This is a genomic window from Bifidobacterium sp. ESL0819, from assembly GCF_052606245.1.
In genome coordinates this window covers 1,280,115-1,305,855 of record NZ_CP199587.1, presented here as the reverse complement: position 1 = coordinate 1,305,855, position 25,741 = coordinate 1,280,115, and the positions used below count along the sequence as shown (strand labels likewise).

The 25,741-nt window shown below is 61.2% G+C and carries 25 protein-coding genes; 12 read left to right on the top strand and 13 right to left on the bottom strand.

Annotated elements, in window-relative coordinates; genetic code table 11:
* Window positions 1-5: 5 nt before the first annotated feature.
* The 7 genes from xerD to msrB all read right to left on the bottom strand — a co-directional run bounded on the left by xerD (window position 6) and on the right by msrB (window position 7,511).
* A complete protein-coding gene (gene xerD, locus ACUIAD_RS05455; protein ID WP_445343003.1) occupies window positions 6-956 on the bottom strand; it encodes a site-specific tyrosine recombinase XerD in 951 nt (316 codons plus the stop codon).
* A gap of 106 nt (window positions 957-1,062) precedes the next feature.
* Window positions 1,063-2,826, bottom strand: coding sequence for a spermidine synthase (locus ACUIAD_RS05450; RefSeq protein WP_258333125.1), 1,764 nt, complete (start codon window positions 2,824-2,826; stop codon window positions 1,063-1,065).
* A gap of 118 nt (window positions 2,827-2,944) precedes the next feature.
* Window positions 2,945-3,328: a 50S ribosomal protein L20 gene (gene rplT / locus ACUIAD_RS05445; RefSeq protein WP_110451910.1), complete on the bottom strand. Its 384-nt coding sequence runs from the start codon at window positions 3,326-3,328 to the stop codon at window positions 2,945-2,947.
* Window positions 3,329-3,376: 48 nt separating this feature from the next.
* On the bottom strand, window positions 3,377-3,571 hold the full coding sequence (gene rpmI, locus ACUIAD_RS05440) for a 50S ribosomal protein L35 (RefSeq protein WP_015021617.1): 195 nt from the start codon (window positions 3,569-3,571) through the stop codon (window positions 3,377-3,379).
* Complete coding sequence (gene infC, locus ACUIAD_RS05435) at window positions 3,552-4,265, bottom strand: translation initiation factor IF-3 (RefSeq protein WP_110451909.1); 714 nt, start codon at window positions 4,263-4,265, stop codon at window positions 3,552-3,554. Before infC ends, rpmI begins: the two co-directional genes overlap by 20 nt.
* A gap of 235 nt (window positions 4,266-4,500) precedes the next feature.
* Window positions 4,501-6,390, bottom strand: a complete 1,890-nt coding sequence (gene asnB / locus ACUIAD_RS05430; RefSeq protein WP_445343002.1) for an asparagine synthase (glutamine-hydrolyzing) — start codon at window positions 6,388-6,390, stop codon at window positions 4,501-4,503.
* 140 nt (window positions 6,391-6,530) lie between these two features.
* Entirely contained in the window at window positions 6,531-7,511 is a 981-nt protein-coding gene (gene msrB / locus ACUIAD_RS05425; protein WP_445343806.1) for a peptide-methionine (R)-S-oxide reductase MsrB, read from the bottom strand.
* Between the two features lie 169 nt (window positions 7,512-7,680).
* On the opposite strand from msrB, the gene ACUIAD_RS05420 reads away from it, so the two are divergent.
* The 5 genes from ACUIAD_RS05420 (at window position 7,681) to gap (ending at window position 11,291) form a co-directional block, all read left to right on the top strand.
* A complete protein-coding gene (locus ACUIAD_RS05420; protein WP_181414428.1) occupies window positions 7,681-8,418 on the top strand; it encodes an AzlC family ABC transporter permease in 738 nt (245 codons plus the stop codon).
* Entirely contained in the window at window positions 8,415-8,771 is a 357-nt protein-coding gene (locus ACUIAD_RS05415; RefSeq protein WP_110451906.1) for a branched-chain amino acid transporter permease, read from the top strand. The genes ACUIAD_RS05420 and ACUIAD_RS05415 overlap by 4 nt, the downstream gene beginning before the upstream one ends.
* A 41-nt stretch (window positions 8,772-8,812) precedes the next feature.
* Window positions 8,813-9,580 carry a thiamine diphosphokinase gene (locus tag ACUIAD_RS05410; protein WP_445343001.1) on the top strand — a complete coding sequence of 256 codons (768 nt, stop codon included), beginning with the start codon at window positions 8,813-8,815 and terminating at the stop codon, window positions 9,578-9,580.
* A gap of 40 nt (window positions 9,581-9,620) precedes the next feature.
* Window positions 9,621-10,046: an arsenate reductase family protein gene (locus ACUIAD_RS05405; protein WP_445343000.1), complete on the top strand. Its 426-nt coding sequence runs from the start codon at window positions 9,621-9,623 to the stop codon at window positions 10,044-10,046.
* A 189-nt stretch (window positions 10,047-10,235) separates the two neighbouring features.
* On the top strand, window positions 10,236-11,291 hold the full coding sequence (gene gap / locus ACUIAD_RS05400; RefSeq protein WP_110451903.1) for a type I glyceraldehyde-3-phosphate dehydrogenase: 1,056 nt from the start codon (window positions 10,236-10,238) through the stop codon (window positions 11,289-11,291).
* 73 nt (window positions 11,292-11,364) lie between these two features.
* Here the strand turns inward: gap and ACUIAD_RS05395 are convergent, their stop codons facing one another.
* Window positions 11,365-11,961 (bottom strand): DedA family protein, encoded by a 597-nt coding sequence (locus ACUIAD_RS05395; protein WP_110451902.1) that lies wholly within the window; start codon window positions 11,959-11,961, stop codon window positions 11,365-11,367.
* An 80-nt stretch (window positions 11,962-12,041) separates the two neighbouring features.
* Here ACUIAD_RS05395 and ybaK point away from each other — a divergent pair, with 80 nt between their 5' ends.
* Window positions 12,042-12,548, top strand: a complete 507-nt coding sequence (gene ybaK / locus ACUIAD_RS05390; protein WP_445342999.1) for a Cys-tRNA(Pro) deacylase — start codon at window positions 12,042-12,044, stop codon at window positions 12,546-12,548.
* Here the strand turns inward: ybaK and ACUIAD_RS05385 are convergent.
* Entirely contained in the window at window positions 12,534-13,625 is a 1,092-nt protein-coding gene (locus ACUIAD_RS05385) for a 4-hydroxy-3-methylbut-2-enyl diphosphate reductase (protein ID WP_445342998.1), read from the bottom strand. The genes ybaK and ACUIAD_RS05385 overlap by 15 nt on opposite strands.
* Window positions 13,626-13,797: 172 nt before the next feature.
* On the opposite strand from ACUIAD_RS05385, the gene ACUIAD_RS05380 reads away from it, so the two are divergent.
* Both ACUIAD_RS05380 and ACUIAD_RS05375 read left to right on the top strand, forming a co-directional pair.
* Window positions 13,798-14,766: an aldose 1-epimerase family protein gene (locus ACUIAD_RS05380; RefSeq protein ID WP_445342997.1), complete on the top strand. Its 969-nt coding sequence runs from the start codon at window positions 13,798-13,800 to the stop codon at window positions 14,764-14,766.
* A gap of 85 nt (window positions 14,767-14,851) precedes the next feature.
* The gene (locus tag ACUIAD_RS05375) at window positions 14,852-14,926 is read left to right on the top strand and encodes a 50S ribosomal protein bL37 (protein WP_099327425.1); all 75 of its coding nucleotides are present in this window, start codon (window positions 14,852-14,854) and stop codon (window positions 14,924-14,926) included.
* 129 nt (window positions 14,927-15,055) lie between these two features.
* Here the strand turns inward: ACUIAD_RS05375 and ACUIAD_RS05370 are convergent, their stop codons facing one another.
* Together ACUIAD_RS05370 and ACUIAD_RS05365 are read right to left on the bottom strand one after the other, a co-directional pair.
* Window positions 15,056-15,343 carry a hypothetical protein gene (locus tag ACUIAD_RS05370; protein WP_258333124.1) on the bottom strand — a complete coding sequence of 96 codons (288 nt, stop codon included), beginning with the start codon at window positions 15,341-15,343 and terminating at the stop codon, window positions 15,056-15,058.
* A gap of 61 nt (window positions 15,344-15,404) precedes the next feature.
* Entirely contained in the window at window positions 15,405-16,004 is a 600-nt protein-coding gene (locus ACUIAD_RS05365; RefSeq protein ID WP_110452277.1) for a sigma-70 family RNA polymerase sigma factor, read from the bottom strand.
* A gap of 154 nt (window positions 16,005-16,158) precedes the next feature.
* On the opposite strand from ACUIAD_RS05365, the gene ACUIAD_RS05360 reads away from it, so the two are divergent.
* The 4 genes from ACUIAD_RS05360 to ACUIAD_RS05345 all read left to right on the top strand — a co-directional run bounded on the left by ACUIAD_RS05360 (window position 16,159) and on the right by ACUIAD_RS05345 (window position 20,728).
* On the top strand, window positions 16,159-16,917 hold the full coding sequence (locus ACUIAD_RS05360; RefSeq protein ID WP_110451898.1) for an exonuclease domain-containing protein: 759 nt from the start codon (window positions 16,159-16,161) through the stop codon (window positions 16,915-16,917).
* A 171-nt stretch (window positions 16,918-17,088) separates the two neighbouring features.
* Window positions 17,089-18,657: a Mur ligase family protein gene (locus ACUIAD_RS05355; RefSeq protein WP_445342996.1), complete on the top strand. Its 1,569-nt coding sequence runs from the start codon at window positions 17,089-17,091 to the stop codon at window positions 18,655-18,657.
* An 86-nt stretch (window positions 18,658-18,743) separates the two neighbouring features.
* Entirely contained in the window at window positions 18,744-19,988 is a 1,245-nt protein-coding gene (locus ACUIAD_RS05350; protein ID WP_445342995.1) for a carboxylate--amine ligase, read from the top strand.
* Window positions 19,985-20,728, top strand: a complete 744-nt coding sequence (locus tag ACUIAD_RS05345; RefSeq protein ID WP_445342994.1) for an aspartate/glutamate racemase family protein — start codon at window positions 19,985-19,987, stop codon at window positions 20,726-20,728. The genes ACUIAD_RS05350 and ACUIAD_RS05345 overlap by 4 nt, the downstream gene beginning before the upstream one ends.
* Here ACUIAD_RS05345 and smc read toward each other — a convergent pair.
* A complete protein-coding gene (smc, locus tag ACUIAD_RS05340; protein ID WP_445342993.1) occupies window positions 20,661-24,302 on the bottom strand; it encodes a chromosome segregation protein SMC in 3,642 nt (1,213 codons plus the stop codon). The two genes, ACUIAD_RS05345 and smc, sit on opposite strands and share 68 nt — an antisense overlap.
* Window positions 24,302-25,723 carry a bifunctional folylpolyglutamate synthase/dihydrofolate synthase gene (locus ACUIAD_RS05335; protein ID WP_445342992.1) on the bottom strand — a complete coding sequence of 474 codons (1,422 nt, stop codon included), beginning with the start codon at window positions 25,721-25,723 and terminating at the stop codon, window positions 24,302-24,304. The genes smc and ACUIAD_RS05335 overlap by 1 nt, the downstream gene beginning before the upstream one ends.
* Between the last annotated feature and the right edge of the window lie 18 nt (window positions 25,724-25,741).

Sequence of the window (25,741 nt, the reverse complement as noted above, 5' to 3'; positions counted from 1 at the left end):
GCGGGTCAACGGGCACGGGGATGGGCCGTCTGGTAGGTCTCGATCAAGGCCTGAGGGCTGACGTGTGTGTATATCTGCGTCGTGGTCACCGAGGCATGGCCCAACAGCTCCTGGACAGAGCGCACATCGGCTCCTCCCTCCAGCAGATGAGTGGCAAACGAGTGCCGCAAGGTATGAGGATGCAGGGGTCTATTCAGACCTGCCCGGCGGCCGGCATCCCTGACCACCTGCCAGACGGTTTGTCTGGTCAGCCGCTTGCCTCGTTTGTTCAGGAAAACGGCCCGCAGCTCCCTACCCTTGGCGGCTCGATCGCAGAGGCTGGGCCGCCCCATATTCAAGTAGGCCTCCATGGCCTGGCAGGCGTAGGAGCCTATAGGCACCAGACGCTGCTTGTCGCCCTTGCCGGTCAGACGGGCCACCCGCTCGTGCAGGTCCACGTCTTCCAGATCGGCGCCCACGGCCTCCGAGACCCGGCAACCGGTGGCGTACATGAACTCCAGCAGGGCTTTGTCTCGCAGGATCACCGGATCCTTGGACCCGCCCATGGCGGCCACATCCAGCAACCGGGACACCTGTTCCACGTCCAGCACATCCGGCAGGGCCGAGGAGCCCTTGGGAGCCTTGACGGTACGGGAGACATCCTGGTCGGTCACCTCCTGCTTGAGAGCGAACCGATGCCACTCATGGACCGCAGCCATCCTTCGTGAGCGACTGGCTGGACTCTCACCAGCCAGATGGGCCAGAAAACCCTCCACATCGGCGGTTTGGATCTGCTCAAGACAGGTGATGCCACGACCGGACAGCCAGCTGATGTACATGCTCAGATCGGAACGATAGGCCTTGACCGTGGCAGGGGCGAGACCCCGCTCCAGGCCGGTATAGGCCAGGAACTGATCCAGCAGTTCAGTCAGTCCATCCTGATGATCGGACGATGACGAAAGGCCTTTGCCGTCCACTCCCGCTCAACCTCCGGTTCTGTTCATCAATGCTGGTCTCAGGCCACATTCTAACGCTCTGCCCCTCTTCCCTGCCTCCAACGCGCTTGGCATAAAGACGGATCGCTTAAGAGATCTCCTTGATCAGCCCCTGGATTCCTTTTTGCTGAAGAATGCGTCGATATGGGCCGGCCTCCCTGGTGATGATTCCGTCAATTGCGTGCATGCCCAGCAGCTCCACAGGCGCATTGTCATCGGTCAATATTCTCCCCTTAGAATCTTGAACCGCGCTCAGACGCGAGCTAACCTTCTCCATCATGTCCGACAAATCCGGATCAGGGCTGACCCTGGCGGCAGCCTCCGCCAGAAGGTCAGAACCCGGATAATCCCTCATAGGCTCCTTCTTGTCCCCTCCTCCTGAGACCGAAGACTTCCCTGAAGTCGGGTGACGTGCAAAAAGCTCGCGATTGGTGGTCTGAGGCACGTCGGCCGTCAGGATTGCATTGGCTCCGAAGACCCTGGTGATGGTACTCGTCAGGGCTGCATTGATGGACCCCTGACCGTCGTCGATCATGTTCATGTTGACCACCATGACCCCGCCAGGATTCAGGTGATCCCTGACCAGGTCGAAGAACTCAGTTGAGCTCATCTGAAAGGGAATGGTGATGTCCTGATAGGCATCGACCATGATCAGATCGTAGCGCTGGCTATTGGCTGCCAGCCAGGCCCGACCATCATAGGTGGAAACCGGAATGTCAGCAGGCTGATCGAAATATGTGAGGGCCAGGTCGCTGATGGTCCGGTCGATTTCCACCCCTTGGATGGCCATCCGAGGATAGTACCGCTTCAGCTGCCGAGCGTAGGTTCCGGTCCCCATCCCCAGGATCAGGGCAGAGCGGGCCTGTTCAGCCATGAGCGGTGCCGCCAGAGCCGTGTCGTAGTACATGCCGGTCATCCCGGGATGCTTCATGGTCACTGACTGGACGCCAAAAAGGACGTTGGTGGAAAGGATGGTTCTGTCCGCCAGGGTTTTGACCTGCAGATAGTTGTAAATGGACTCGCCTTCATAGGCCAGACCCTTCTGCCAGAAGGCGAACCCCGTCATCGGCGACAGGACGGCCGAGACCACAAAGGCCGCCGTGGCCATGAAGCAGATCAAGCGGTGCACATGGGAGAAAAGAAAGTAGACCAAGGCCACCAGAAGAAGTATTCCGGAGAAGATCAGAAAGGTGACGAAGGTCCCCACGGCTGGAATGGTCACGAAAGTAGGCAGGAAGGTGCCCAGGATGGAGCCTACGGTGTTGCAGGCGCTGAGCCGACCGACCACCGAAGCATTGTCGTCCAAGGAGACAGTGGCGCTCTTGACCAGGCCGGGGGTGATGGTGCCCAGGAGGAAGAGGGGCGGAACAAAGATGATCAGGCAGGAGATGAATGCCGCCAGGACCAGGAAATTTGCAGAGACGGCCACGATCAGCAGCCCCGAGATCAGAATAATCAGATACTTGCCTACCAGGGGGATCAGGGCTATCCAGACGGCAGCGGCCATAATGCACAGGTAGAGCCTGTCAGGGTCGGGGTTCCTGTCGGCCCAGCGCCCACCGACGACGGCGCCCAAGGCCAGGGCGATCATGATGGTCCCGATGATGATGGTCCAAACGATCTGGGAGGACGAGAAGTATGGAGCCAACAGACGAGAGGCACCCAGCTCGGCGGCCATGACGGCCATTCCCGAGAAGAACTCCGTGACATAGAGAAAAATCCTGGACCGAAGAATGGGGCGCGACTGATTGATTTTGGTCAGCTTAGAGGTGCCACCGCTTTGTGATGGGTTGGCCTGACCTGCCGATTCTGCCGATGCAGCTGATGCATCTATGCTTTGATCATCGTTCATAGCAGCTCCCGGCATCATTGTCGTCAATCAACTTACCGTCCCCCTGAGCAATGGTCAACTATGCAAAGAACCTCGCTAAAGGCGAGGTTCTTACAATGCGCTGCCTGGCTTCGCTGACTCAGGCAGCGACCGGAGCGTTCACATCGGCAGGCAGGGCCTTCTTGGCCTCGGCCACGATGGCGTTGAAGGTGTCGATGTCGTTGACGGCCAGGTCAGCCAGGGCGCGGCGGTCCAGCTCGATCCCGGCCAGGCGCAGCCCCTGGATGAAGCGGTTGTAGGTGATTCCCTGGGCGCGGCATCCGGCGTTGATGCGCTGGATCCACAGCTTGCGGAAGTCGCCCTTGCGGGCCTTGCGGTCCCGGAAGTTGTATGTATATGAATGAAGCAGCTGCTCCTTAGCCTTGCGGTAGAGACGGGAGCGCTGGCCACGGTAGCCTGATGCCCGCTCCAGGACGACCCGACGCTTCTTATGCGCGTTGACAGCCCGCTTGACTCGTGCCATAGATATTCCTCAGCTTTCTAAAATCTCACTCGACGCGACAGCGCCCGCTCAGCGGGCCAGCATCCTCTTCATGTTCTTGGACTGGGTCGGAGCGAGCACCTCGTCAGTGGACAGGTGACGACGCTTCTTGGCCGACTTGTGCTCCAGATTGTGGCGCATACCGGTCCCGGCGTGCATGAGCTTGCCCGAACCCGTGGTCCGGACGCGCTTGGATGCGGCGGAGTTACTTTTCATCTTCGGCATTGCTGCCCTCCTTGGATTTCATCTGCTTGGGAGAAGTATTGCTGGATCCCGCGTGTTCTTGGACAGTGCGCGCGGTCTCCTTTTCGTCAGCCTTGGCAGCCAGATGAGCCGCCTGACGGGCTTTGCGCTCAGCACGGGCCTGGCCGCCACGCCGACGCTGCTCGGACTGGGTGTGGACCTTTTTGCCCTTGGGCGACAGGGTCATGATGATGTTACGCCCCTCCTGCTTGGGGGCGAATTCAATGGAGCCTAGATCCGCGACATCGTCAGCCAGCTTGCGCAGGAGCTCCACGCCGCCGATGGGCCGGGACTGCTCGCGCCCACGCAGCATGATAGTGACCTTGACCTTGTCTCCTGCAGACAGGAAGCGGCGCACATGCCCCTCCTTGACCTCGAAGTCATGGTCGTCGATCTTCAGTCTGAAACGGATCTCCTTGATCTCCGACATGCTCTGATTACGGCGCGCCTCACGAGCCTTGATCTTCTCGTTGTATTTGAACTTGCCGTAATCAATAAGCTTGGCGACCGGAGGCTTGGCCTTGGGCGCAACCTCGACCAAGTCAAGATTGGCCTCCTTGGCCAGGTTGAGGGCGACGGAGGTCGCAATGATTCCCACCTGCTCGCCGTTGGGCCCGATCAGGCGTACCTGAGACACTCGTATATCGTCGTTAATCCTTGGTTCGTCGCTAATGATGACTCCTTCTCAAATACCACAACATCCACTGCCAGGCGAAGGACCCATGGGTTTCGAACATGACCGTCACAGCCGTATGGCGCTGAAACCGCCAATGTCTGCATCTTAATGATGACGGCCAGCCGTCATCGACGCAGGTCGAACCCGAAGCCATGGAAGGCTCCCAGGTGGGATCATCCGCTTTCTTGATTTCTCAAGCCGTGTAGCAGTATAGCACAGCCCTCAAGACAGACCGCTAGGCTTGAAGATCCAGCAAATCTGGCTTGGTCCCGTCGTGTATGAAATAGACGTCATACCAGGTCAGGAAGGAGTAGACAGTCCAGATCTTGCGGCGGGCGTCGTTACGCTTGGCATAGTTGTCGTCCAGCATGCGCAGCAGAGCCTCCTGGTCAAAGAACTCGCCCACCCACTCCTGCTCGAACAAGCTACGGATCAGCTTATAATAACGCTTCTGATGCAGCCAGTCCCGGATGGGCACGGGGAAGCCCAGCTTCTCCCTGGAGGACCACTCCCTGGGAATATGGCGGTCTGCAGCCTTGCGGAAGATGAACTTGGTGTTCTGATCAGTAATCAGGTATTTGGTAGGCACCTTCTCAGCCACATCCATCAGCTTGCGATCCAGGAGGGGAACCCGCAGCTCCAAGGAGTGGGCCATGGTCATCTTGTCGGCCTTGAGCAGGATATCCCCGGGCATCCACTGATGCATATCCAGATACTGCTTCTTCTTGATCTCGGACAGGCTGCGCCCCTTGAGACGGGAATATATCCTTCCTGTGATCTCGTAGACCCGTGGAGCCTTGCGATAAGCCGGCTTGAGCAGTCTGCCGGCCTCGTCCTCGTCAAAGACCTTTGCCTGACCGATGAAGTTCTCCTCGGCAGGAGCCAGGCTGGCATACAGGTGCCAGGCCCCGTGGAAGTGCTTGCCCTTGGCCCAGCGTCCAATAGCGTACCGGGCCTTGCGGGGCAATCGGCCCAGAAGGCGGGTGACGTCCTTGATGATGCGCGAGCGCGTATGCACACCGTAGTCTATGTAGCCAGCGAAGAGCTCGTCGGCGCCCTCCCCGCTCAGGACTACGCGCAGGTCTCGGCTGGCCAGCTCGGAAAGGAAGAAGAGCGGCACGCAGGAAGGATTCGAGTCTGGTTCGTCCATGTACCACTGGATCTGCGGGAAGTAGCTGAAGGCCTGGTCGCCGTCCAAGGACTCAGCGGTGTTGTTGAGCTTGAGTATGGATGCCAGCTCGCCTGCCTGGTCGGACTCGTTGTAGGTCCCCTTGCCGAAGCCGATCGAGTAGGTATGACGGGGGCGTGCTAGGGCTGCGACATAGCTGGAGTCCACCCCTGAAGAGAGAAAGGAGCCTACCTCCACATCGGCCACCTGGTGGGCCTTGATCGAATCCTGGACAGTCTGGTCGACTGAGTCGACCAAGTCCCTCAGATTCTGCTTGCTCTCTCCGAATGCCGGGTCGTAATACTGGTGTATGTCCATCTTCCCGTCCCGGAAGGTGAACCAATGGCCCTCGGGAAGTTTGAATACTCCCTTGAAAAAGGTTTCGGGGAGCGCCGAGTACTGGAAGGTCATGTAGGGACGCAGGGCCTGGGTGTTGAGCTCCTTGTGGAAGTCCGGATGCTGCAGGAGGCTCTTGATCTCCGAGGCATACATAAAGGTGCCGCCCATCTGGGCGTAATAGAAGGGCTTGATGCCGAAGTGATCCCGGGCTCCGAAGAGCTCGCCGCGGCCGCGGTCCCAGATGACGAAAGCGAACATGCCACGTAGGTGGTTGACCACCTGGTGACTCCACTGCTCGTAGCCGTGCAGAATGACCTCGGTGTCCGACTCGGTGGAGAAACTGTGGCCCAGATCGATCAGTTGGCGGCGCAGTTCGCGGTAGTTGTAGATCTCCCCGTTCATGGTGATGGCCATGGAGGAATCCTCGTTGAAGATGGGCTGGTCTCCGCCCTGCAAATCGATAATGCTGAGGCGCCGAAAGCCCAAGGCCACCCGCCCGTCGACGAAATGACCCTCGTTATCAGGGCCACGGTGAGCGATGATGTCCGTCATCCGCTTAAGCACGGTCGTCTTTTCCTCGGCAGAGGCGTCGTTAACGAACCCAGCAATCCCGCACATTGGCCTAGCTCCTTATTGGTCCACCATCAGCCCACAATAGACCAAATGGACAGCAGAAAAAAACAAGAGGACCTTATGCGTGGACTAGACCGGAACTCCCATGGACTGGAGACTCCGGCATGCCGCCGAAAGCAGAACTGTCAGCGTGCTGCCGCGTCCACTAGGGGCAGGTAGTCTCCGTAGCCCTCTGCCTCCATCCGGTCCCGCGGCACGAAACGTAGGGCGGCGGAGTTCATGCAGTAGCGCTGCCCGCCACGGTCAGCCGGGCCATCGTCGAAGACATGCCCCAGATGGATGCCGGTCTGTGCCGTCCGTACCTCGATCCGAGGCCGGCCCAGCAACTTGTAGTCCTTGCGGTTGACCAGCAGTTGAGGGTCAATGGGCTTGGTGAAAGCCGGCCAGCCACAGCCCGAGTCATACTTGTCGGCCGAGGAGAAGAGCGGCTGCCCGCTGACAACGTCCACATAGATGCCCGGGCGGAACTCTCCGTCGTAGGCGTTGGCGAAGGGCCGTTCGGTAGCCGAATGCTGAGTCACCTCGTAGCTTTCAGGGTCCAGGGACCAGATGCGCTCGATGTAGCGCTGGCGGGAGGCAGCGTTGGCAATGGCATCCAAAGAAATGTGACAATATCCGTCGGGATGCTTGAGCAGATAGTCCTGGTGGGACTGCTCAGCCGGATAGAAGTTGATCAGAGCCTCCACTTGCACAGCGGGTTGACGGCCGGTCCTGCGCTCCAGCTCCTCCAAGGCGCGACGAAAGACGGGCTCCTCCTGCTCGCGATGCTCGGGATCCCAATAGAGGCCGCTGCGATACTGCCTGCCTCGGTCGTTGCCCTGCCGATCCACCGAGAAGGGGTCGATCAGATCCAGCAGAAGCAGGGTCAGTGTTCGCAGACTGACCATCTGAGGATCGTAGGTCAGCCGCACGCTCTCCACGGCATCGGTGACACCGCTGCAGACCTGCTCATAGCTGGGGTCGGGCACTGTGGACTGGGCATATCCCACCTGGGTGTCGATGATCCCGTCCACCTCCTGGAAGAACCGCTCAATGCCCCAGAAGCATCCCCCCGCCAGGACGACTGTGGCCGGGTTGCTGGTCGAAATCTTGTTCTCGTCCATGATCCCTCCTCACATACCAGTGCCTTTCACTGGGCTCAACATGGGCCGAAGAGCACCTATTCCGCCCCTGTCGCGTCTTAACAGCCTTCTCACATTGTCGACCAGCCTGCTCCTGCACCGCAAGAGGCGATTATCATGTGACCATCTCCAAATCGAAGCCAGGAGGCAGATCATGCAGCCAGCGCAGGAAGACGCAGATGAAGATGCGAAGCCCTCCGGGACCATTCTGGGCTCTCTGGCTGCGGCCTTTCCCCGGACCCTGCCCATCATGGCCGGATTCCTGGTGCTGGGGATCTCCTACGGTTTTTTGATGACCAGCCGCGGATTCCCGGTGATCTATCCGCTGGCTATGAGCGCCTTGATCTACGCCGGATCCATGGAGTTCGTGACCGTGGATCTGCTCATGTCCACCTTCAACCCCTGGGGCGCACTGATGCTGACCCTAATGGTCAATGCGCGGCACCTCTTCTACGGCCTGGCCATGCTGCCGGTCTTTCGAGGAACGGGCCGTAAGAAGCCTTACCTGATCTTCGGCATGTGCGACGAGACCTTCGCTCTGGAATCCGCTGAGCCTCACCCGGCAGGAACCGACAAGGGCTGGTACCTGTTCTTCGTCACCCTGCTCAACCAGATCTACTGGGTTGGAGGCGCCACTTTGGGCGCTGTGCTGGGCAACCTGGCGAACTTCGACACCAGGGGGCTGGATTTCGTGCTGACCGCCATGTTCCTAGTCCTCTTTCTGGAGCAGTGGCGGCAGGCTGAAGCCCGCCTGCCGGCCATGATTGGTCTGCTGGCCTCGCTGGCCTGCCTGCTGGTCTTCGGACCCGATCGATTCATCATTCCATCCATGACGGTCATACTGATCGTCTTTATCCTGCTGGACTTCCGCAGCCGCAAGGAGACCTCATGACCACTGCACAGCAACTGATCACCATAGGCATTGTGGTCCTGGGAACCATGGCCACCAGATTCCTGCCCTTCATAATCTGGCCGGAGGGGCGTCGGCCGCCGGCACTGGTGACCAGGCTGGGACGTCTGCTGCCAGCCGCTGTCATGGGTCTGCTGGTGGTCTATTCGCTCAGGCACACCAACCTGGTCGGAGGCGACCACGGGATCTATGAGGCACTGGCTCTGCTGGTCACGACCCTAGTCCACCTACACTGGCGGAACATGATGGTCAGCATTGCCTGCGGCACCCTGACCTACATGGCCCTGGTGCAGGGTTGGCTGGCCTTCCTGGTCAGTCTGGCTGGTCTGGGATGATGAAGGCGCCTCCAAAGGACGAGCACAGAAAGGAGAATCTTATGCAGGATGTCGGTCAGCCGGACCGTACGAGCCAAGCGGGTCAAGCGCCGCTCTGCCGGATTTGGGGCGCCGGCCAGTACTTTGGAAAAGAGACGACTCGCGGCGGACAGGCCCTGGTTATCGCGGCGGACGGTGGACTTGAGCCGGCTCTGGAGCACGGGGACGAGCCGGACCTGGTCGTGGGGGACTTCGACTCCCTGCCCGCTGGCAGCCGAAGGCTGCGCACCGACATCCCCCGACGCGTCCTGCCTGCTGAAAAGGACGATACGGACCTGCTGGCAGCAGTCAAGGTTGGCTGGCAGCGCGGTTGCCGACAATTTCTTATATATGGCGGCTTGGGCGGACGCATGGATCATACGCTGGCCAACCTGAATCTGATCCATCTGATTGCCGCCAGCGGAGGCCGGGCCGAACTCTGGGGCCAGGGAATGCTGGTCACGGCCCTTGGCTCCGGAAGTCTGGATTTTCCCGCCTGGGAATGCCCGCCCAGGTCCATGGTCTCCGTCCTGTCGGCCGACGACCAGGCTCTGGGCGTAGTCGAACAGGGCCTCAAATACCAGACGGACGACATGACCATGACCAACCAGCAGGTGAACGGCGTCAGCAACGAGTTCCTGCCCGGCAGACCGGCCCACATAGCCCTGAAGCAGGGAACGGTGTTCGTCACCTATCCCACTTCAGCACCCGCGCCAGTCTGGAGCACCAGTCTGGAACCCAAGGCCAACCTGGGATCCTTGGAGACCCGGCCCTCCCAGCGGTTGGCCTGAGCCCGCTTGACCTGCAAGCCCTATCCGGAAAGGAAGACCTATGACAGCAGCATCAATCGCGCAATCAGCGATCCCGACAGTCGAACACCCGCTCTTCATCTGCTACAGCCGCTGTTCCACCTGCGCCAAGGCCCGCGCCTGGCTACGTGATCACAATGTGGACTTCACCGAGCGTGACATCAAGGAGTACCGCCCCACCCAGGAGGAACTGTCCGACTGGCTGGACATGAGCGGCCTGCCCATCCGACGATTCTTCAATACCTCGGGTCAGGCCTATCGCAGCCAGGGACTGAGCAAGCGTTTGCCGCAGATGGATACGGAGCAAGCTCTGCAGCTGCTGTCCACCGATGGCATGCTGGTCAAGCGTCCCATCCTGCTGGATGGCCGGCATGTCCTGGTCGGATTCCGTCAGCAGCAGTGGGAGGATTGGCTGGCCGATACGAACGAAAATTCTCACAATTCTTGATCGTTTTGTTGTGCAAACAAACAACAAAACCTACCAAGAATTTTGTTCGTTTTTTCCTCGGCACAACCCGTGTAATCGCTTGCTATAAGTACACAGGGTTCTATAAACTATGAGATGTTATCAGTAATCGGCCATATACGGTCCGGTAATTTTTGTGCTGTATACGGCCAATCTCCAAGGGAGAATTGAATGACAGTAAAGATTGGCATCAACGGATTCGGACGTATCGGTCGTCTGGCCTTCCGGCGCATCTTTGAGCTCCAGGCCCGTGGCGGCGACGCCTCCAACATCGAGGTTGCCGCCATCAACGATCTGACCACCCCGGCCATTCTGGCCTATCTGCTCAAGTACGACAGCACTCAGGGCACCTTCCGTCACGACGACGGCACCCCTGTCTCGGTCACCTCCACCGACACCGCCATCGTGGTGGACGGCAAGGAGTACCCGGTCTACGCCGAGAAGGATGCCAATAACATCCCATGGGTGAAGAACGACGGCGTTGACTACGTGCTGGAGTGCACCGGCTTCTACACCTCGGCCGAGAAGTCCCAGGCCCACCTGAATGCCGGAGCCAAGAAGGTTCTGATCTCCGCCCCTGCCAAGGACGACACCACGCCCACCGTGGTCTACGGCGTCAACCAGGAGACCCTGAAGCCTTCCGACAAGATCATCTCCGCCGGTTCCTGCACCACCGGATCTCTGGCCGCTATGGTCAAGATGCTGGATGACAACTTCGGCATCCGCATCGGCTACATGACCACCATCCATGCCTACACCGGCTCCCAGATGCTGCTGGACGGCCCCAAGGGCAACAAGCCGCGCAACACTCGCGCCGCCGCCATCAACACCATCGAGCACTCCACTGGTGCCGCCAAGGCCATCGGCAAGGTCGTTCCCTCTGTTGACGGCAAGCTGCAGGGCCATGCGCAGCGTGTGGCCGTTCCATCCGGTTCCGTCACCGAGCTGACCTGCGTCCTGGACAAGAAGGTCACCGTCGACGAGATCAACGACGCCGCCAAGAAGGCCTTCGAGGGCAAGGACTACTTCGGCTACAACGACGAGGGCATTGTCTCCTCCGACGTGATCGGCGACACCCACGGCGGCATCTTCGATCCCACGCAGACCGATGTCAACACCCACGGGGACGATCAGCTGGTCCGCACCGTTGCCTTCTACGACAACGAGTACGGCTTCACCAGCAACATGATCCGCACCCTGCTCTACTTCGCCGAACTGGGCGACTGAGCATCCAGCCGGTTCTTCCGGATATAGCGATTACGGGGTCCGTTCCCTACGGGGGACGGACCCCTTGCTGTGATCAGCGCCTCCGGGTGAGCGCCCGCATGGCCAGGTCGCAGACCAGGCCGACGACCATGCCTGCCAGAAAACCGATGGCCATGACGGCCAGAGGATTGTTTTCCAGCCAAGAGGCAGCCAGATATCCCAAGGTCCACATATAGATCGACCAGAGCAGACCGGCCAGTGCAGCCAGGGGCAGGTAACGGCTCAGCGGATACCGCGCCGCCCCGGCAGTCAGATTGACCACAGTCCGGCCCGAGGGCACGAAACGCGAGGCCAGCGTGAAGAAGCCACCTCCCCGCAGCAGAGCCCGGTGAGCCCAGGAAGTCACTGCCTTGCCTGCTGCCCCGCGAAAGACGGCCAGACGATTCAGCGGGACCAATCGCCCCAGCTCATAAGTGCAGGCATCGCCGCCCGCAAAAGCTAAAGCGCATACTAGGAAGACCAATACGGGCAGGGGTCGACCAGAAGCTCGAAAGGCCGAAGCCGTGGCCAGGACCATAAGCTCCGTGGGTATGGGAATGATCAGGGCATCCAAAAAGGCGGCCAGGAAAAGCACGGCCAGCCCCCATCCGCCCGTCACCGCATCGAGCAGCCAGGCATTGACTGCGGTCATGGACTACCCTTTCCGCGCAAGTGGCGCTAAAGACACCCCCTAAAAGCCTATATAAACGGTCAGTACCTTAGCATGGAGTCATGAGCAAGAAGAAACGGGCGGACTCGGAGGCTGCGACTCCAGCCATGGCCCAGCTGGATCGTCTGGGGATTCCATTCACCATTCACGAGTATCATCACAGCGCCGACCATATGGACCAGGGGTACGGCATCGAGGCGGCCAAAAAGCTGGGCCTGGATCCGCGCATGGTCTACAAGACCCTAATGGCTGACACGGGCAGGGAGCGGGTCATCGGCATTGTACCGGTGACCGGCCACCTGAACCTCAAGCACCTGGCAGCCGCCGTAGGAGCCAAGAAGGCACGCATGGCCGACAAGGCCCAGGCCGAACGGGAGAGCGGATACGTCCTGGGTGGCATATCGCCCTTCGGCCAGCGCACCGCACACATGACCGTGCTGGACCAGGGCGCACTGGAATTCGACACCATTATGGTCTCCGGCGGTAAGCGCGGCATCAGCCTGGGACTGGATCCGCAAGATCTGATACGGGTTCTCAAGGCCAAAACCGCGCCTCTAGCCACTGACTGAAGAGTTCGTCAGCCCTGTGGCTTGCCCAACCTTCCTGGACACCCGTGCAGAGCGCAGGGCGGCAGGCAGGACGAAATGCATATGCTCCTCGACTGCCCGGGCTCTAGTCACCTGGGTGAACCCCCGAGAGGCCAAGGTCTCCAGCACCGCCTGAACCAGATGCTCAGGAACCGAAGCACCCGAAGTGAGCCCCACGGAATCCATGCCCTGCAGCCAGGCGGGATCGAGCTCACCAGCATCGTCTACCCGATGAGCCCTTTGCCCGCCCTGACCTGGAAAGCGGACCTCCAGGGCCTGACGGGCCACCTCGACCAAACGCACCGAGTTGGAGGAGTTGGCCGACCCCACTACAATCATGCAGTCCGCCTGGCCCGCCACCATCTTGACAGCCTGCTGCCTGTTCTGAGTGGCGTAGCAGATGTCGGATCCCGGCGGCTCCTCTATCCAGGGGAATCGTAGACGCAGGGCCGTAGCCAGATCGGCGGTCTCATCCAGGCTCAAGGTGGTCTGGGTCAGCATGACCAGCGGCGTGTCCGGCCCGAAGCTCAAAGCGTCGATATCGGCCTCATGCTCCACCAGGTGAACCCGGTCCGGGGCCTCCCCCATGACTCCAACAGCCTCGTCGTGCCCCCGATGGCCTATATAGATGATCGAGTAGCCGTCCCGCACGAAGCGCTGAACCTCCCTGTGGACCTTGCTGACCAGGGGGCATGAGGCATCAACCACGCGCATCCCCCGCCGCTGGGCCTCCTTGACCACCGAGGGAGCGATTCCATGAGCCGAGAAGACCACGGGCACCCCGGCACGAACAGCCCGCTCGGGAATCTGGTCCAGTTCGTCCACGAACACGGCCCCTCGCTGGGACAGATCCTCGACCACATGCCGGTTGTGGACTATTTGCCGTCGCACATAGACCGGCGGCAGTCCCTGGTGGGGGTTGTCCGCATCCAGGATGGTCTGCACAGTCTGGATGGCCCGGTCCACCCCTGCGCAGAACCCGCGCGGATCAGCCAAGACGACGCGCCCCTGCCCCTGCTGGGTCGGCTGTTCGCACACGGTGGTCCGAAATCCTGACACTGCCGCTCCTTATCGATGTCAATCCGGACGGTCCCGGACGCTGCAATACCATGGTAGAAAGCCAGGGCGGAACCCGGAAGCCCATCTGCCACTCTTTCACCAAGAAGCCAAGACCGCTCAGGCGCTAGGATGGTGGCGTACCAAGCATCAACGGCACTATGGAAGTGGGAGCATGCACACGAACAAGATAATGGGCGGGGCCGTGCCCCGGACCGGACAGCAGTACAGCATCCGTCACGGGGACTACGAAGCAGTGGTGACCGAACTGGGAGCCATCCTGCGTGTCCTGAAATACCGGGGAAAGGATCTGCTTGCCTCATTCGACCCGGATGGAACCGTACCATGCAGCAACGGGAACGTCCTGGTCCCCTTCCCCAACCGCATCGAGGACGGCACCTACGACTTCCAGGGCCACACCTACACTCTGCCCATCGACGAGCACGACCGGCGCACCGCCATTCACGGCTACGGATACCGCGCCTATTGGCACTTGCAGGTCCTGGCTGAGGACTCCGTCAGCCTATCCTGGCGAGTGCCCGATATGGCCGGATACCCCTTCGACGTCGTGGTCACTGTTACCTACACCCTGGACGACCTGGGGCTGACCATGACCACCCGAGCCGTGAATCTGGGTGACGAGGCCGCGCCCTGGGCCTTCGGCATCCACCCCTGGCTGTCCAACGGCAAGCAGGGAATCGGCGACCAGATCCAGAAGGACAACGCCCCCTGCACCCTGACCATCCCCTGCAGCACCCATGTGGTGGTCGATCCGGACAGACTGCTGCCTACCGGCACCGAACCCGTCCAGGGACGAACTGATCTGCGTCAAGGCACTGTGCTGGGTGAAGATGCAGCCTTCGACGATGCCTGGACCGATGTGGAACGTGATGACGACGGGACCTGTTCGGCCTGGTTCACCAGGCCGGACGGCATCCGCATTCAGCTCTGGGGCGATGACACCATCACCTCCTGGCAGGTCTGCACTGGGACCGGCTTCTACGCCGACATGCGCCCGGCCGGCGTTGCCGTGGAACCCATGACCGCCTACGCCAATGCCTTCCGGACAGGCCGAAACCTGGTCATTCTGCAGCCTGCTGCCGTCTACACCACCCAGGTGGGATACCGGGCGCAACAGATCTGAAAGGCCTAGCTGGTCGACAACAGTCAGCCCGGTGTGCGATAATCGACAAGGTTTATCGGATTATCAGTAGCAAAGGAGACCAATCATGGGCATGCGCGGACGCAAGCGCAGGGATCGCCGCAAGAAGGCCGCCAACCACGGCAAGAGGCCGAATACCTGATCGTCTGCCCCGGCACCAATGGTGCCGGGGTTTTGCATATATAAATAAAAACCATGGCTGCATAAGCACGACCATGATCTCTGCAATAGTCTGACAGGACTCCTGACCTGCCAAGGAAACCGACTGGACCTACTTGTCCATACTGCGATCCGGCGTCCCCTGCTCCAGTTCATCCATCTGATCGAACATATGCCTGAGCCGATCCAGCAGACACTCCGGTGCGCATTCAGGGCGCAGATACCGACGCAGCTCCTCGATGACCATGCGCTCGCGCTCGTCGCAGCAGGATTCCGGATCGAAGCAGTCACTGGGATTCACGCAGGAGGCATCCTGATAGATCCGCAGGCTGGTGTGGGTCACCCTGACAGCGCCTCCATCATCGTAGGCGTAGTGACTCATCTCCACGCGTCGGTCCATGCTCCTGCCCGCTTCCTGATATTTGATCCTCGGAGCCCTCGATGCCCCTTGCTGCTGATCTCTATTTTTTTATACTAGGTCCGGCCTCAACCGGTCTATGGCGTTCCGCTGAGGGCTTGTCCACAGCCTCGTGCTCGTGCTGGTAGCCGCGCTCCTTGGCATACCGCTCCAGCTCCTGGCGCAGCTGTGATCGCGCCCGGTTCAGCCGGCTCATGACCGTACCGATCTTGATGCCCTCCTCGTCGGCCACTTGCTGATAGCTCTTGCCGTCGATGGCTGCGTCGATGAAGACCCGTCGACGTTCCGGACTGAGCCGGTCCAGGGCGGCCATGATCTCCTCGGGAGCAAAGGTCTCCATGTATTCCTGCTCGGCGGATTTGAGCCCCTCGGATCCATGCTCCGAGGCCGAATAGATGTCCCAGTCGTTGTACTCGCCTGTTGAGTCGTTGGCCCGTTGCGGGCGCCGCTTGGCCTTGTGGTACTGGTTGAAATAGGCGTTGCGCTCGATGGTGGTCATCCAAGCCTCAAAGTTGCTGCCGGGCTGGAAGCGGTCGAAGGCCTTGAATCCTCGCTCAAAGGTGTCCTGGACCAGATCCTGGGCGTCGTCGGGGTTGTTGGTCAGGCGCATGGCCTGGCGATAGAGCACATCCACCGCAGGCATGGCCAGGGCCTCGAATTGACGTTTTCTGCTTTCGAGCTCGCTGGTATCTGCCACACTCCCTATTGTGCCATCCCCCCTCGCCCGTGACGGTTTCGACCCGGTCGCCAGTCGGCCGGCCCTCGGTTACCATGATGACTGAGAGGAAATCACATTTATGGAAGACACTGCGCACACCAGCATGGAACAGGCACTTCAGTCCGCCCCGCAACAGGAGGGGTCGACTCGCCTAGGAGACTCCTGGCTTCTGGGGTTCGACACCGAGACCACGGGCACCAAACCAGGCAAGGACGGCATCGTCTCGGCCAGCCTGGTTCTGCGCGACCCGGCCAAGGGCTATTCAGGGGATGTGGTGGCCACCTGGATTGTCAACCCGCACCGGCATATCAGCAAAGGGGCCAGCCGGGTCAACGGATTCACCGACCAGCAGCTGGCCGCCGAGGGCATGGAACCCGAGCTGGCCACCGCGCAGATGGCCGGGTTCATTGCCCGCGCCCAGGACAAGCGCATCCCCCTGCTGGCCTACAACGCCCCCTTCGACGTGCATATGCTGGACGGGGACATAGCCCACTGGTGCTCAGGATCAGTCAAGCCCCTGGGCGAGGGGGATCTGCTGGTAGTGGACCCTCTGGTCCTGGACAGGGAGATCTCCCACCGGTCGGGCCGCCGCACCTTGGAGCTGACCAGCGAGTATTATGGTGTCATCCCCCATGGAAACTTCCATGATGCTACGGCGGATACCGTGGCGGCCGTGGACCTGATCAAGCCCATGACCACCCTCTTCCCCCAGGTGGCGCGAATCACCATGGACTCCCTTATGGACTGGCAGCGGCAGGCACAGGCCAAGTGGCGGGACCACTTCAACCAATACCTGCTCTCCCAAGGCCGCCGTCCAGTCACCGACTCCTGGCTCTGAGGCTCGGCTCCGAGGCCGACCCGCCGCCCGCTTTTGTCCATTCAGTCAAGGGTCGCCGGATTCTCCTGCCTTGGCCTCAAGGCGGTTTAGACTTGGGTCTGGTCTCGATCCAGGTCACCAATCGTGTCGGGACGGCTCAGGCGACAACCAACAGACAAGGGAGAAGACAGCATGGCGCTGACGATGGCTTCAACCCTGGAGCTGCTGCGCGAACATGGTCAGCTACGCGAGGTAATCCAGAGCGATCAATGGACTTTAAACACCCAAGAGAACGCCCAGTCATCCAAGCCCTTCACTGACATCACCTACGACACCCGCCAGGCTGGACCTGGCAGTCTGCTCTTCTGCAAGGGCCACTTCCTGCCTGAATATCTGGATGTCTGCGATCCCGAGGGACCGGCTGCCTATGTGGCCCAGGAGGACTTGTCCGCCCACACCAGGGCGCCAGGGATCATCGTCAACGACGTGCGCAAGTCCATGAGCCTGCTCGCTGCCGCTTTTTACGATTACCCCCAGAAACAGCTGACCCTGGTAGGAATCACCGGCACCAAGGGCAAGACCACCACCGCTTACTTCCTGCACGCCATGCTGGGCAGGATCTCCGCAGGCCGAGCGGCCCTGCTTTCCTCAGTGGACAACTGTCTGGACGGCCGCCATTACCAGGAGTCCAAGCTGACCACACCCGAGTCGCTGGACCTCTTCCGCATGATGCGCCAGGCGGCAGACGCCAACATGCGCTACCTGGTCATGGAGGTCTCCTCCCAGGCCTACAAGGTGGATCGCGTCTACGGGCTGACATTTGACCTGGGAGCATTCCTGAACATATCCCCCGACCACATCAGCCCCATCGAACATCCAAGCTTCGAGGACTATTTCTACTGCAAGCGCCGCATAACCTACAACAGCCGGCAGCTGGTCCTGGGAGCCGAAGCCTGCGGAGCCGACCTGATCCGTCAGGATGCCCAGCTCGTCGGCATTCCAGTGACCACCTTCGGCGATGGTTCCAAGCATGACGACGTCTTGGTCCGCAAGGCTCCTGGAGGGGGCGACGACTATCTGATAGGGCCCTCGGGCGGAGTCACGATGCCTGTCAGCCTGTCCATGGACGGGAATTTCAACGCCCTGAACGCGGCCGCAGCCCTAGCCATGCTGATTCGGCTGGGTCTGAAACCTGACGAAAACGTCCTCCAGGCCATGGAGAGGGTGAGGATAGCCGGCAGAATGGAACGCTTCAAGGCCGACAACCGGGTGGTCTATGTCGATTACGCCCACAACAAGGCCTCGGTCACGGCGCTGCTGGACTTCGTGAACGAGCGCTACGGCAATCGCAGACCCCTGATCACCCTGGTCTCCGGCTCTGCAGGCGGCAAAGCCATCGACCGCAGGAAGGGCATCGTCAGCGCCGCACAGGACCGCGTCGACCGGCTGATCCTGACCGCTGACGACGAGGAGGGAGAAAGCTCGGACCAGGTGGACAGGCAGATGCTGGGCTTCGTGACCAACCCGGAACTGGAGGCCAGTATTGTGCCGGACAGGGCCCAGGCCATAAAGCAGGCCCTGGGAGATCCTGGCAGGCCGGAGGATCGTCTGCGAATCACCTTGGTCATCGGCAAGGGTGAGGAACGCTGGTTCAAAAAGAACGGCAGCCACGTGCCGTATGAGGGCGACGACCACATTGTGGCACGTCTGCTGGGTACGGAAAGCTATGACCTGGGAGCTACAGGCACAGCCCGCAGCTGACGATCCCGACTGTTCCCTAATATGGAAAGCCGAATGCCCCACGGCAGAATGGGGTGCACGAGCACATGGTAGGTGGTTTCAGAGATATGAAAGAGTTCCAACCGGTCATACTGGGCACCGACATCAACGCCTACGGGATGGCGCGGGCCTTCCATGAGGCCTACGGGGTGGTATCCACCGTATTCGGCCACTACCAGCTCTCCCCCACCAAGTACAGCCGGATCCTCGACGTGCACCTGGTTCCCGACTTCACCAATCCCAAGGTCTTCGTGCCCGCCCTGAATAAATGGGCTGACGCCTATCACCGGGAGCATCCAGGGGCCGCTCTGCTCCTTCTGCCCTGCGGGGACAGCTACGCCAACCTGCTGGACAAGTTCGGCGAGTCTCTGCGCGAGCGATTCGCCTTCAACGCCATCGACCAGGAGCTGAATCGGTCCCTCTCGCTCAAATCCTCCTTCTACGAGCTCTGCGATCGCTATGACCTACCCCACCCGAAGACAGTGTCGGTGGACGCCCAGGACGTGAAAGCCGGCCGCCACCGGAATCTGCCCTTCGACTATCCGGTGGCCATGAAGGCAGCCGACAGCGACGAGTGGCTGAACATCCATTTCCCCGGGAGAAAAAAGGCCTTTATATTCAGCGATCCGGATGAGCTGGACACCATGATCCGCAGGTCCTACCAGGCCGGTTACACTTCGCAGATGGTCATCCAGGACTTCGTGCCCGGAGGCGATGACAACATGAGGGTGCTCAATGCATACGTGGACCGTCACCACCGGGTGCGCATGATGTTCCTGGGCCATCCCCTGCTGGAGGATCCCACGCCCGAAGCCATAGGCAACTATGCGGCCATCATGCCCGACTACAACCAGGACATCTTCGACCGGATCAAGGCCTTCCTCGAGGACATCCACTACAGCGGCGTGGCCAATTTCGACATGAAGTATGATCCGCGCGATGGCGTCTACAAGCTTTTCGAGATCAATCTGCGCCAAGGCCGCAGCAGCTACGTGGTCACCCTGAACGGCTTCAACTTGGCCCGCTGCTTTGTGGACGATCTGGTCCTGGACACCCCCTTCAACGGACGCACCGTCTTCGGCCGCGGACATCGTCTATGGATGGAGATTCCCAGGGACATCTTCCGCAAATACTGCGCAGACTCCGAGGACAAGCGACAGGCCATGGCCATGATCCGGCGCGGGGACTGGGGCACCACCCTGGAGTACAGCAATGATCTCAATTTCAAACGCTGGGCGCTGATCCGTCACATGTTCTCAATCTATCGGCGTCGCTACCGGCGCTACTTCCGCGACAAGGGGACACTGGCATGAAAAACTTCTTCGTCGTTCTAGGCGGCATGGGTACATTGGCCACTGAAAGCTTCGTCCGGGTGCTGGACCGTATGACCGGGGCGCGCAGGGATCAGGACTTTCTGGACTATGTGGTCTTCAATCACGCCACCGTGCCCGACCGCACCGAGTTCATTCTGGGCCGCAGCAAGGATGATCCCTTCCCCTATCTGGCCGAGGATGTGCGTCAGGCCACAGCCATGGGCGCCTCCTTCATGGTCATGGCCTGCAACACGGCCCACCAGATACTGCCTAGGCTCCAGGCCCTGACCCCAGTGCCCATTCTGGATATGCCTCAGGCCACCATTGACTGGGCGAATAAGCAATATCCGGCGCAAACCCATCCGCGCATGGGGTACATGGGCACCGAGGGATCCCGTCACGCCGCCATCTACCAGGGCCCTGCCGACAGGGCCGGCTATCTGCTGGTGGATCCGGACCAGGCCCTGCAGGACCGTGTAAGCGCCTTGATCTACGACGACGTCAAGGAAGGCCGTCTGGACCGGGATCGCTACCTGGGCGTCCTCGATGCCTTCCTGGATGACTACCACTGCGACTCAATCCTGCTGGGCTGCACCGAACTATCGGTGCTCAACGAGGCCTACCCCATGCCGCAGCTGCCCATTGTGGACTCCCAAGCAGTTCTGGCCCGGGTCACTCTTGATCGCGCTCGGGCTCTTCGCGACCTGAAGGATCCGGATCCTTCAGCCGCTGGGAAATGACAGCCGTCACCCCATCCCCTCGCATAGTGACCCCATAGAGGGCGTCAGCGATGCCCATGGTCCTTTGCTGGTGGGTGATGATGATCAGCTGGGCATGCTCGCGCAGCTGTTCGAAGGCCTTGAGCAGCCTGGTCAGGTTCACATCGTCCAGGGCGGCCTCGACCTCGTCCATGACATAGAAGGGACTGGGGCGGGCCGTAAAGATGGCCAGAAGCAAAGCCAGGGCCGTCAGCGACCGCTCACCGCCCGAAAGCAGTGAGAGCCGACGGACCTTTTTGCCAGCCGGGCTGGCCTCGACCAGAACGCCGGTGGTCAGCAGATCGTCCGGATCATCCAGCCGCAGCCTTCCTCGACCTCCTGGGAAGAGGATGGCGAAGATGCGCTCGAAGGCTTGTGCTGTATCATCGAATGCCTCCTTGAAGACCGTGACCATGGTCGAATCCAGATCCTTGACCAGAGCCATCAGATCGTCCCGAGACCCTGTTACATCCTGACGCTGCTCGTGCAGGTAGCGGTTGCGGGACTCCAAGGCCTCGTATTCCTCAGTGGCCAGCGGGTTGACCTTGCCTAGGGCGGCCAGGTCTCGCTTGGCCTTGGCCAGCCGCTTCTCCTGCTCCCCACGCTGGTAAGGCACCGTTTTGAAAGCTGACGAATCTTCATCTTCGTCTTTCGCATCCTGGTCCAGAGGCACCGGATTGCCCTCGTCATCCAGAACAGGAACCGGACGATCAGGGCCGTATTCGCGGATGAGCTCCACCGGCTCCATGCCCAGGTCATCCTGGATGCGCTGGCGCAGGCGGCCGTCTTCACCGGCCAGGCGCTCCCGCTCCAGATCCAGACCGTGCTCATCCTGTCGCAGACTGGCCACCTTGGGTTCCAGAGCGTCCCTGCTGGCGCGCAGGTCGGTCAGTTCCTTGTCGTGGGCGGAAGCATTGGCCCTGAGCTGATCACGGCGGCGGGCCGCATGCTCCATCCTCCCCTTGATCAGCCGGGCCAGCAGGTCGGCCCTGAGCGCAATCAGCCCCAGAGAAGCCATGCCAGCCTTCCGACGATGGTTCTCTTCGGCTATTCGCTGACGACGGCGTTCGGCCTGGTCAGCCTGATCCCGCAGCAGATCAATCTGGCGCAGCAGGGATGCGCGCCTTCGATCGCTCTCGGTCCAGGTCAGCTTGGCCTCCATTTCGGCGGCGCGGGCCTGGTCCAGGGCCGTCTCCAATTCATGCTGTCGGTCTTCCATGCCCTCCGGGTCATCAGGATCAGACCCGCTGTCCTCCTCCTGGGCTCGCGCCAGACCGGCCTTGAGATCCTCTAGTTTGAGTTCGTGGGTGCGCACCTGGTCGCGCACCTGGGCCAGCCGGTTGTCCAGATCCTTGACTGCGGCCTGAGCCCGATCCGATTCCTTGCGGGCGTCTGCCAGCTCCCGGGCGGCCTGTTCGGCCTTGACCCGAGCCTCGGTGCAATAGTTGCGCGCCTCCTGCAGCTTCTGCTCAGCCTGCTCAAGAGCGGTACGAGCTGCCTCTGTCTGCGGCTGCAGGGACCGGGAGTCCTCTTGAAGGGCTTTCACCTGCGCCAGGGCCCGATCCCGCCGCGCAGTCAGCGCCAGATCGCTGGTGGCAGGGGCAGACCCGCCTACAGCACCTATCTGATCGTAGAGATCTCCCAGGCGGGTCAATGCCTGCTGCCATCCGTCCGCCAGGGCATGGCGGGCCTGATCTGGGTCGTCGACGGCAGCGGTAGAAGCCAATAGACAGCGGACAGATGCCAGCACCTCCTGGGCTCGATCGGAATCAGCCTGATGCTCCCGCAGGACCACCAAGTCAGCAGCGGAGCGCCAGGGGCCCTCCCCAGGCCTTATGAATGAGTCTTTAAGCGGGCCCGATGCCGAGATCAGTGCCGCTCGTCCCAGACGATCCTGGCGGGCCCGCTCCAGGGTCTGGTCTACCGTCAAGTCATCCTTGGCCACCAAAGCCGAAGCATAGTCGTGCAGGGCCTGGGCCAAGGGCTCCTCCCAGCCCTCCTCCACTCGAATGAAATCAGTCAGCGCGCCCAATAGAGAAGGATCCTCGTCCTGGGCTAAGGACTCACTGCCATTACGATGATCCAGCGTGTCCGCCAGAGCATCGGCCTTGGCCTGAGCCGAGATGGCATCGGACTGGATTCGACGCTCACGCTCCTCAAGTTCATTGAGCCTGCTGCGGGCCTGATCCCTGACCTGACCTGCCTGATCCAGAGCCTGTCTGCCATCGCGGTCAGGGCTCTCTTCCCGGCTATCCAAGTCGCGCACCTGGCTTCGGGCCCTCTCCATCTCCTCCTTGGCCTGATCCTGCTGACCAGCCAGATCATGCTCACGCTGCTTGGACAGATCCAGGGCCGATGCCTCCTTGGACACCAGCTGCGCCAGGTCTCCCAGTCGAGCCTGCCGCTTTCTGGCTGCCTGCCGCAGCTCGGTCATGGTCTGCCGGTGAGCGGCCAGCCGCCGCTCCAGATCCGCACGGGCTTGGACACAGCCATCCAGGGAGATACGGTCGGCTTCAACCTGACCCTCCTCCTGGTCGGCCTGGCCCTTGAGCTCGTCGGCCCGCCGCCTGAGCACTCCGGGATCCTGGCCCTGATCGGCCACCATGCCAGCCTCCAGCGAACGGCTACGCTCCCTGGCCAAAGATGCCAGAGACCCGGCACGCTCACCGAGCTTGGTCAGGTCGTTCCATTGCTGGTTGACGGCGTCCAGAGCCGGACTGGACTGTCGATCCAGCCCCTCCAGCTGTTCAATGCGCAGCTTGACCCTGGTCAGGTCCTCCTGTCCCCGAGCCAGCCGCCCCCGGGTCTGAACCATCCGCGAGCGCAGATCCTCTATCTTCTTCTGCGAGGTCAGGGCGTCGTCGGCATGAATGCGTGCCTGAGCGTCCCGCAGGCTGACCTGGATCATGTCTGCCCGACGGGAGACCTTGGCCTGTCTGCCCAGCGGCCCCAATTGCCGATGAATCTCGCCGATCAGGTCATCCAGACGGGACAGGTTGGCCTCGGTGTTGGCCAGCTTATGCAGGGCGCGCTCCTTGCGCTTACGATGTTTGAGGATGCCGGCTGCCTCCTCGATGAAGGCCCGATGGCCTGCCGGATCAGCCCGCAGGATGGCATCCAGCCGCCCCTGGCCGACGATCACGTGCATCTGCTGCCCAAGACCGGTATCGCTGAGCAGCTCCTGAATGTCCAGCAGACGGCAGTCGGACCCGTTGATGGCGTATTCGGACCCGCCGTTGCGGTAGATGGTCCGGCTGATGGTCACCTCGGTGTAGTCGATGTCCAGCGTCCGGTCGGTGTTGTCGATGGTCAGGGTGACCTGCGCCCGTCCCAATGGGGGCCTGGAAGAGGTGCCCGCGAAGATGACGTCCTCCATGGAACCGCCTCGCAGGCTCTTGGCCCCCTGCTCTCCCATGACCCAGGCCAGAGCGTCAACAATGTTGGATTTGCCTGATCCGTTCGGGCCCACCACAGCGGTGATGCCCGGCTCGAAGCGCAAGGTGGTGGCCGAGGCAAAGGATTTGAAGCCCTTGAGGGTCAGCTCCTTAAGGTACATCAGGCGCGCTCCGCCTTAGGCTTGGCCAGATCGGGATTGGGACGTTCGGCCAGCAGCGTGCGGGCATCCCCAGCAGTGACGAAGCTGCCGCAGATCAGTACCCCGCGTCCATAGCCCACCCCGGTCTGGTCCTCGCTGTCGACCATGTCGACGGCCGTCTGGATGGCATCGGGCATCCGGTCGCGCCGGACCACCCGGTCGGGCCCGAAGACCCGCACGGCGACCCGCTCCAGATCCTCAGCCGGCATGACCCGGCCCTTCCAGGAGTTCTCGGTGACTACAACGCTGTCCAGCACGGGCTCCAGCAGGCCCAGATAGTCCTCCACCTGCTTGTCGGACATCATGGAAATCACGCCCACCAGCTGCTTGAAGTCGTAGTTCTCCTCGATGGCCGCCCGCAGAGACTGGGCCGCGTTCAGGTTATGCCCGCCATCGATGATGATGGTGGGCGAGGTGCGCACCTGCTCGATCCGTCCAGGGATGCGCACCTGACTGAAGGCCTCGGCCACCAGATCCTGGTCCAGGGCCCCGTTGACGGGTATGACCGTCTCGGCAGCGGCCAGAGCCGCCAGGGCGTTGTGGGCCTGATGCTCACCAAACTTGTCAATGGGCACATCCTTGTAGAGCCCTTGGGGCGTACGCAGCGTGGCCACCTGGCCGCCCACCGCTGGCATGCGCGAGACCACCTCCAGCTCGCTGCCGTCCCTGAGCAGGGTGGGTGCGCCCTGCTCGCGCACGGCCTGCTCGATAATGGGCATGACGGCCTCCTCATGAGGCTGGGCGCCAACAATCACCGTGGACTTGGGTTTGATGATCCCGGCCTTCTCCCCTGCTATCTGCTCGACCGTGTCCCCCAGCCACTGCATATGATCCATGTCCACCGGCCCGATGATGGCAGCGTCGGCATCGAGGACGTTGGTGGCATCCCAACGGCCGCCCATCCCCACCTCGACAATGGCCACGTCCACCGGGGCATCTGCGAAGGCCCAGACAGCCATGGCTGTCAGGACCTCGAAGAAGCTCATGGAAGCCCTGCCTTGCCGGGCGAAGCGGTCATCCACCATGGCAATGAAATCCTTGATCTGCTGGTAGAGATCCACAAAGTCCTCGTCTGAAAGCTCCTGACCGTCTATGGCGATGCGCTCGTTGATCCGCTCCAGATGGGGCGAGGTGTAGAGCCCGGTGCGCAGACCGTAGGCCCGAACCAGAGCCTCGGCCATCCGAGCCGTGGAGCCCTTGCCGTTGGTTCCGGTGACGTGGATGACCCGGAAGCTGTGCTCGGGGTGGCCCAGCAGGTCCAGCATCATCCCCATCCTGTCCAGGTCCAGGTTGGTGCTGTCATGCTCGGCGGGACGCGCCATGATGGCCCGCTCGACATCACGGATGTCCTGACCCTTGCTGTTGGGGTGCTCGAATGACATATTCTGCCTTCGCCTCCT

Excerpts from the sequence above, each read along its gene's own strand:
- ACUIAD_RS05450 (WP_258333125.1), bottom strand. The coding sequence starts at position 2,826 with ATGAACGATGATCAAAGCATAGATGCATCAGCTGCATCGGCAGAATCG.
- rplT (WP_110451910.1), bottom strand. The coding sequence starts at position 3,328 with ATGGCACGAGTCAAGCGGGCTGTCAACGCGCATAAGAAGCGTCGGGTC.
- rpmI (WP_015021617.1), bottom strand. The coding sequence starts at position 3,571 with ATGCCGAAGATGAAAAGTAACTCCGCCGCATCCAAGCGCGTCCGGACC.
- asnB (WP_445343002.1), bottom strand. The coding sequence starts at position 6,390 with ATGTGCGGGATTGCTGGGTTCGTTAACGACGCCTCTGCCGAGGAAAAG.
- ACUIAD_RS05420 (WP_181414428.1), top strand. The coding sequence starts at position 7,681 with ATGCAGCCAGCGCAGGAAGACGCAGATGAAGATGCGAAGCCCTCCGGG.
- ACUIAD_RS05415 (WP_110451906.1), top strand. The coding sequence starts at position 8,415 with ATGACCACTGCACAGCAACTGATCACCATAGGCATTGTGGTCCTGGGA.
- ACUIAD_RS05410 (WP_445343001.1), top strand. The coding sequence starts at position 8,813 with ATGCAGGATGTCGGTCAGCCGGACCGTACGAGCCAAGCGGGTCAAGCG.
- ACUIAD_RS05405 (WP_445343000.1), top strand. The coding sequence starts at position 9,621 with ATGACAGCAGCATCAATCGCGCAATCAGCGATCCCGACAGTCGAACAC.
- gap (WP_110451903.1), top strand. The coding sequence starts at position 10,236 with ATGACAGTAAAGATTGGCATCAACGGATTCGGACGTATCGGTCGTCTG.
- ACUIAD_RS05395 (WP_110451902.1), bottom strand. The coding sequence starts at position 11,961 with ATGACCGCAGTCAATGCCTGGCTGCTCGATGCGGTGACGGGCGGATGG.
- ybaK (WP_445342999.1), top strand. The coding sequence starts at position 12,042 with ATGAGCAAGAAGAAACGGGCGGACTCGGAGGCTGCGACTCCAGCCATG.
- ACUIAD_RS05380 (WP_445342997.1), top strand. The coding sequence starts at position 13,798 with ATGCACACGAACAAGATAATGGGCGGGGCCGTGCCCCGGACCGGACAG.
- ACUIAD_RS05370 (WP_258333124.1), bottom strand. The coding sequence starts at position 15,343 with ATGGACCGACGCGTGGAGATGAGTCACTACGCCTACGATGATGGAGGC.
- ACUIAD_RS05365 (WP_110452277.1), bottom strand. The coding sequence starts at position 16,004 with ATGCCTGCGGTGGATGTGCTCTATCGCCAGGCCATGCGCCTGACCAAC.
- ACUIAD_RS05360 (WP_110451898.1), top strand. The coding sequence starts at position 16,159 with ATGGAAGACACTGCGCACACCAGCATGGAACAGGCACTTCAGTCCGCC.
- ACUIAD_RS05355 (WP_445342996.1), top strand. The coding sequence starts at position 17,089 with ATGGCGCTGACGATGGCTTCAACCCTGGAGCTGCTGCGCGAACATGGT.
- ACUIAD_RS05350 (WP_445342995.1), top strand. The coding sequence starts at position 18,744 with ATGAAAGAGTTCCAACCGGTCATACTGGGCACCGACATCAACGCCTAC.
- ACUIAD_RS05345 (WP_445342994.1), top strand. The coding sequence starts at position 19,985 with ATGAAAAACTTCTTCGTCGTTCTAGGCGGCATGGGTACATTGGCCACT.
- smc (WP_445342993.1), bottom strand. The coding sequence starts at position 24,302 with ATGTACCTTAAGGAGCTGACCCTCAAGGGCTTCAAATCCTTTGCCTCG.
- ACUIAD_RS05335 (WP_445342992.1), bottom strand. The coding sequence starts at position 25,723 with ATGTCATTCGAGCACCCCAACAGCAAGGGTCAGGACATCCGTGATGTC.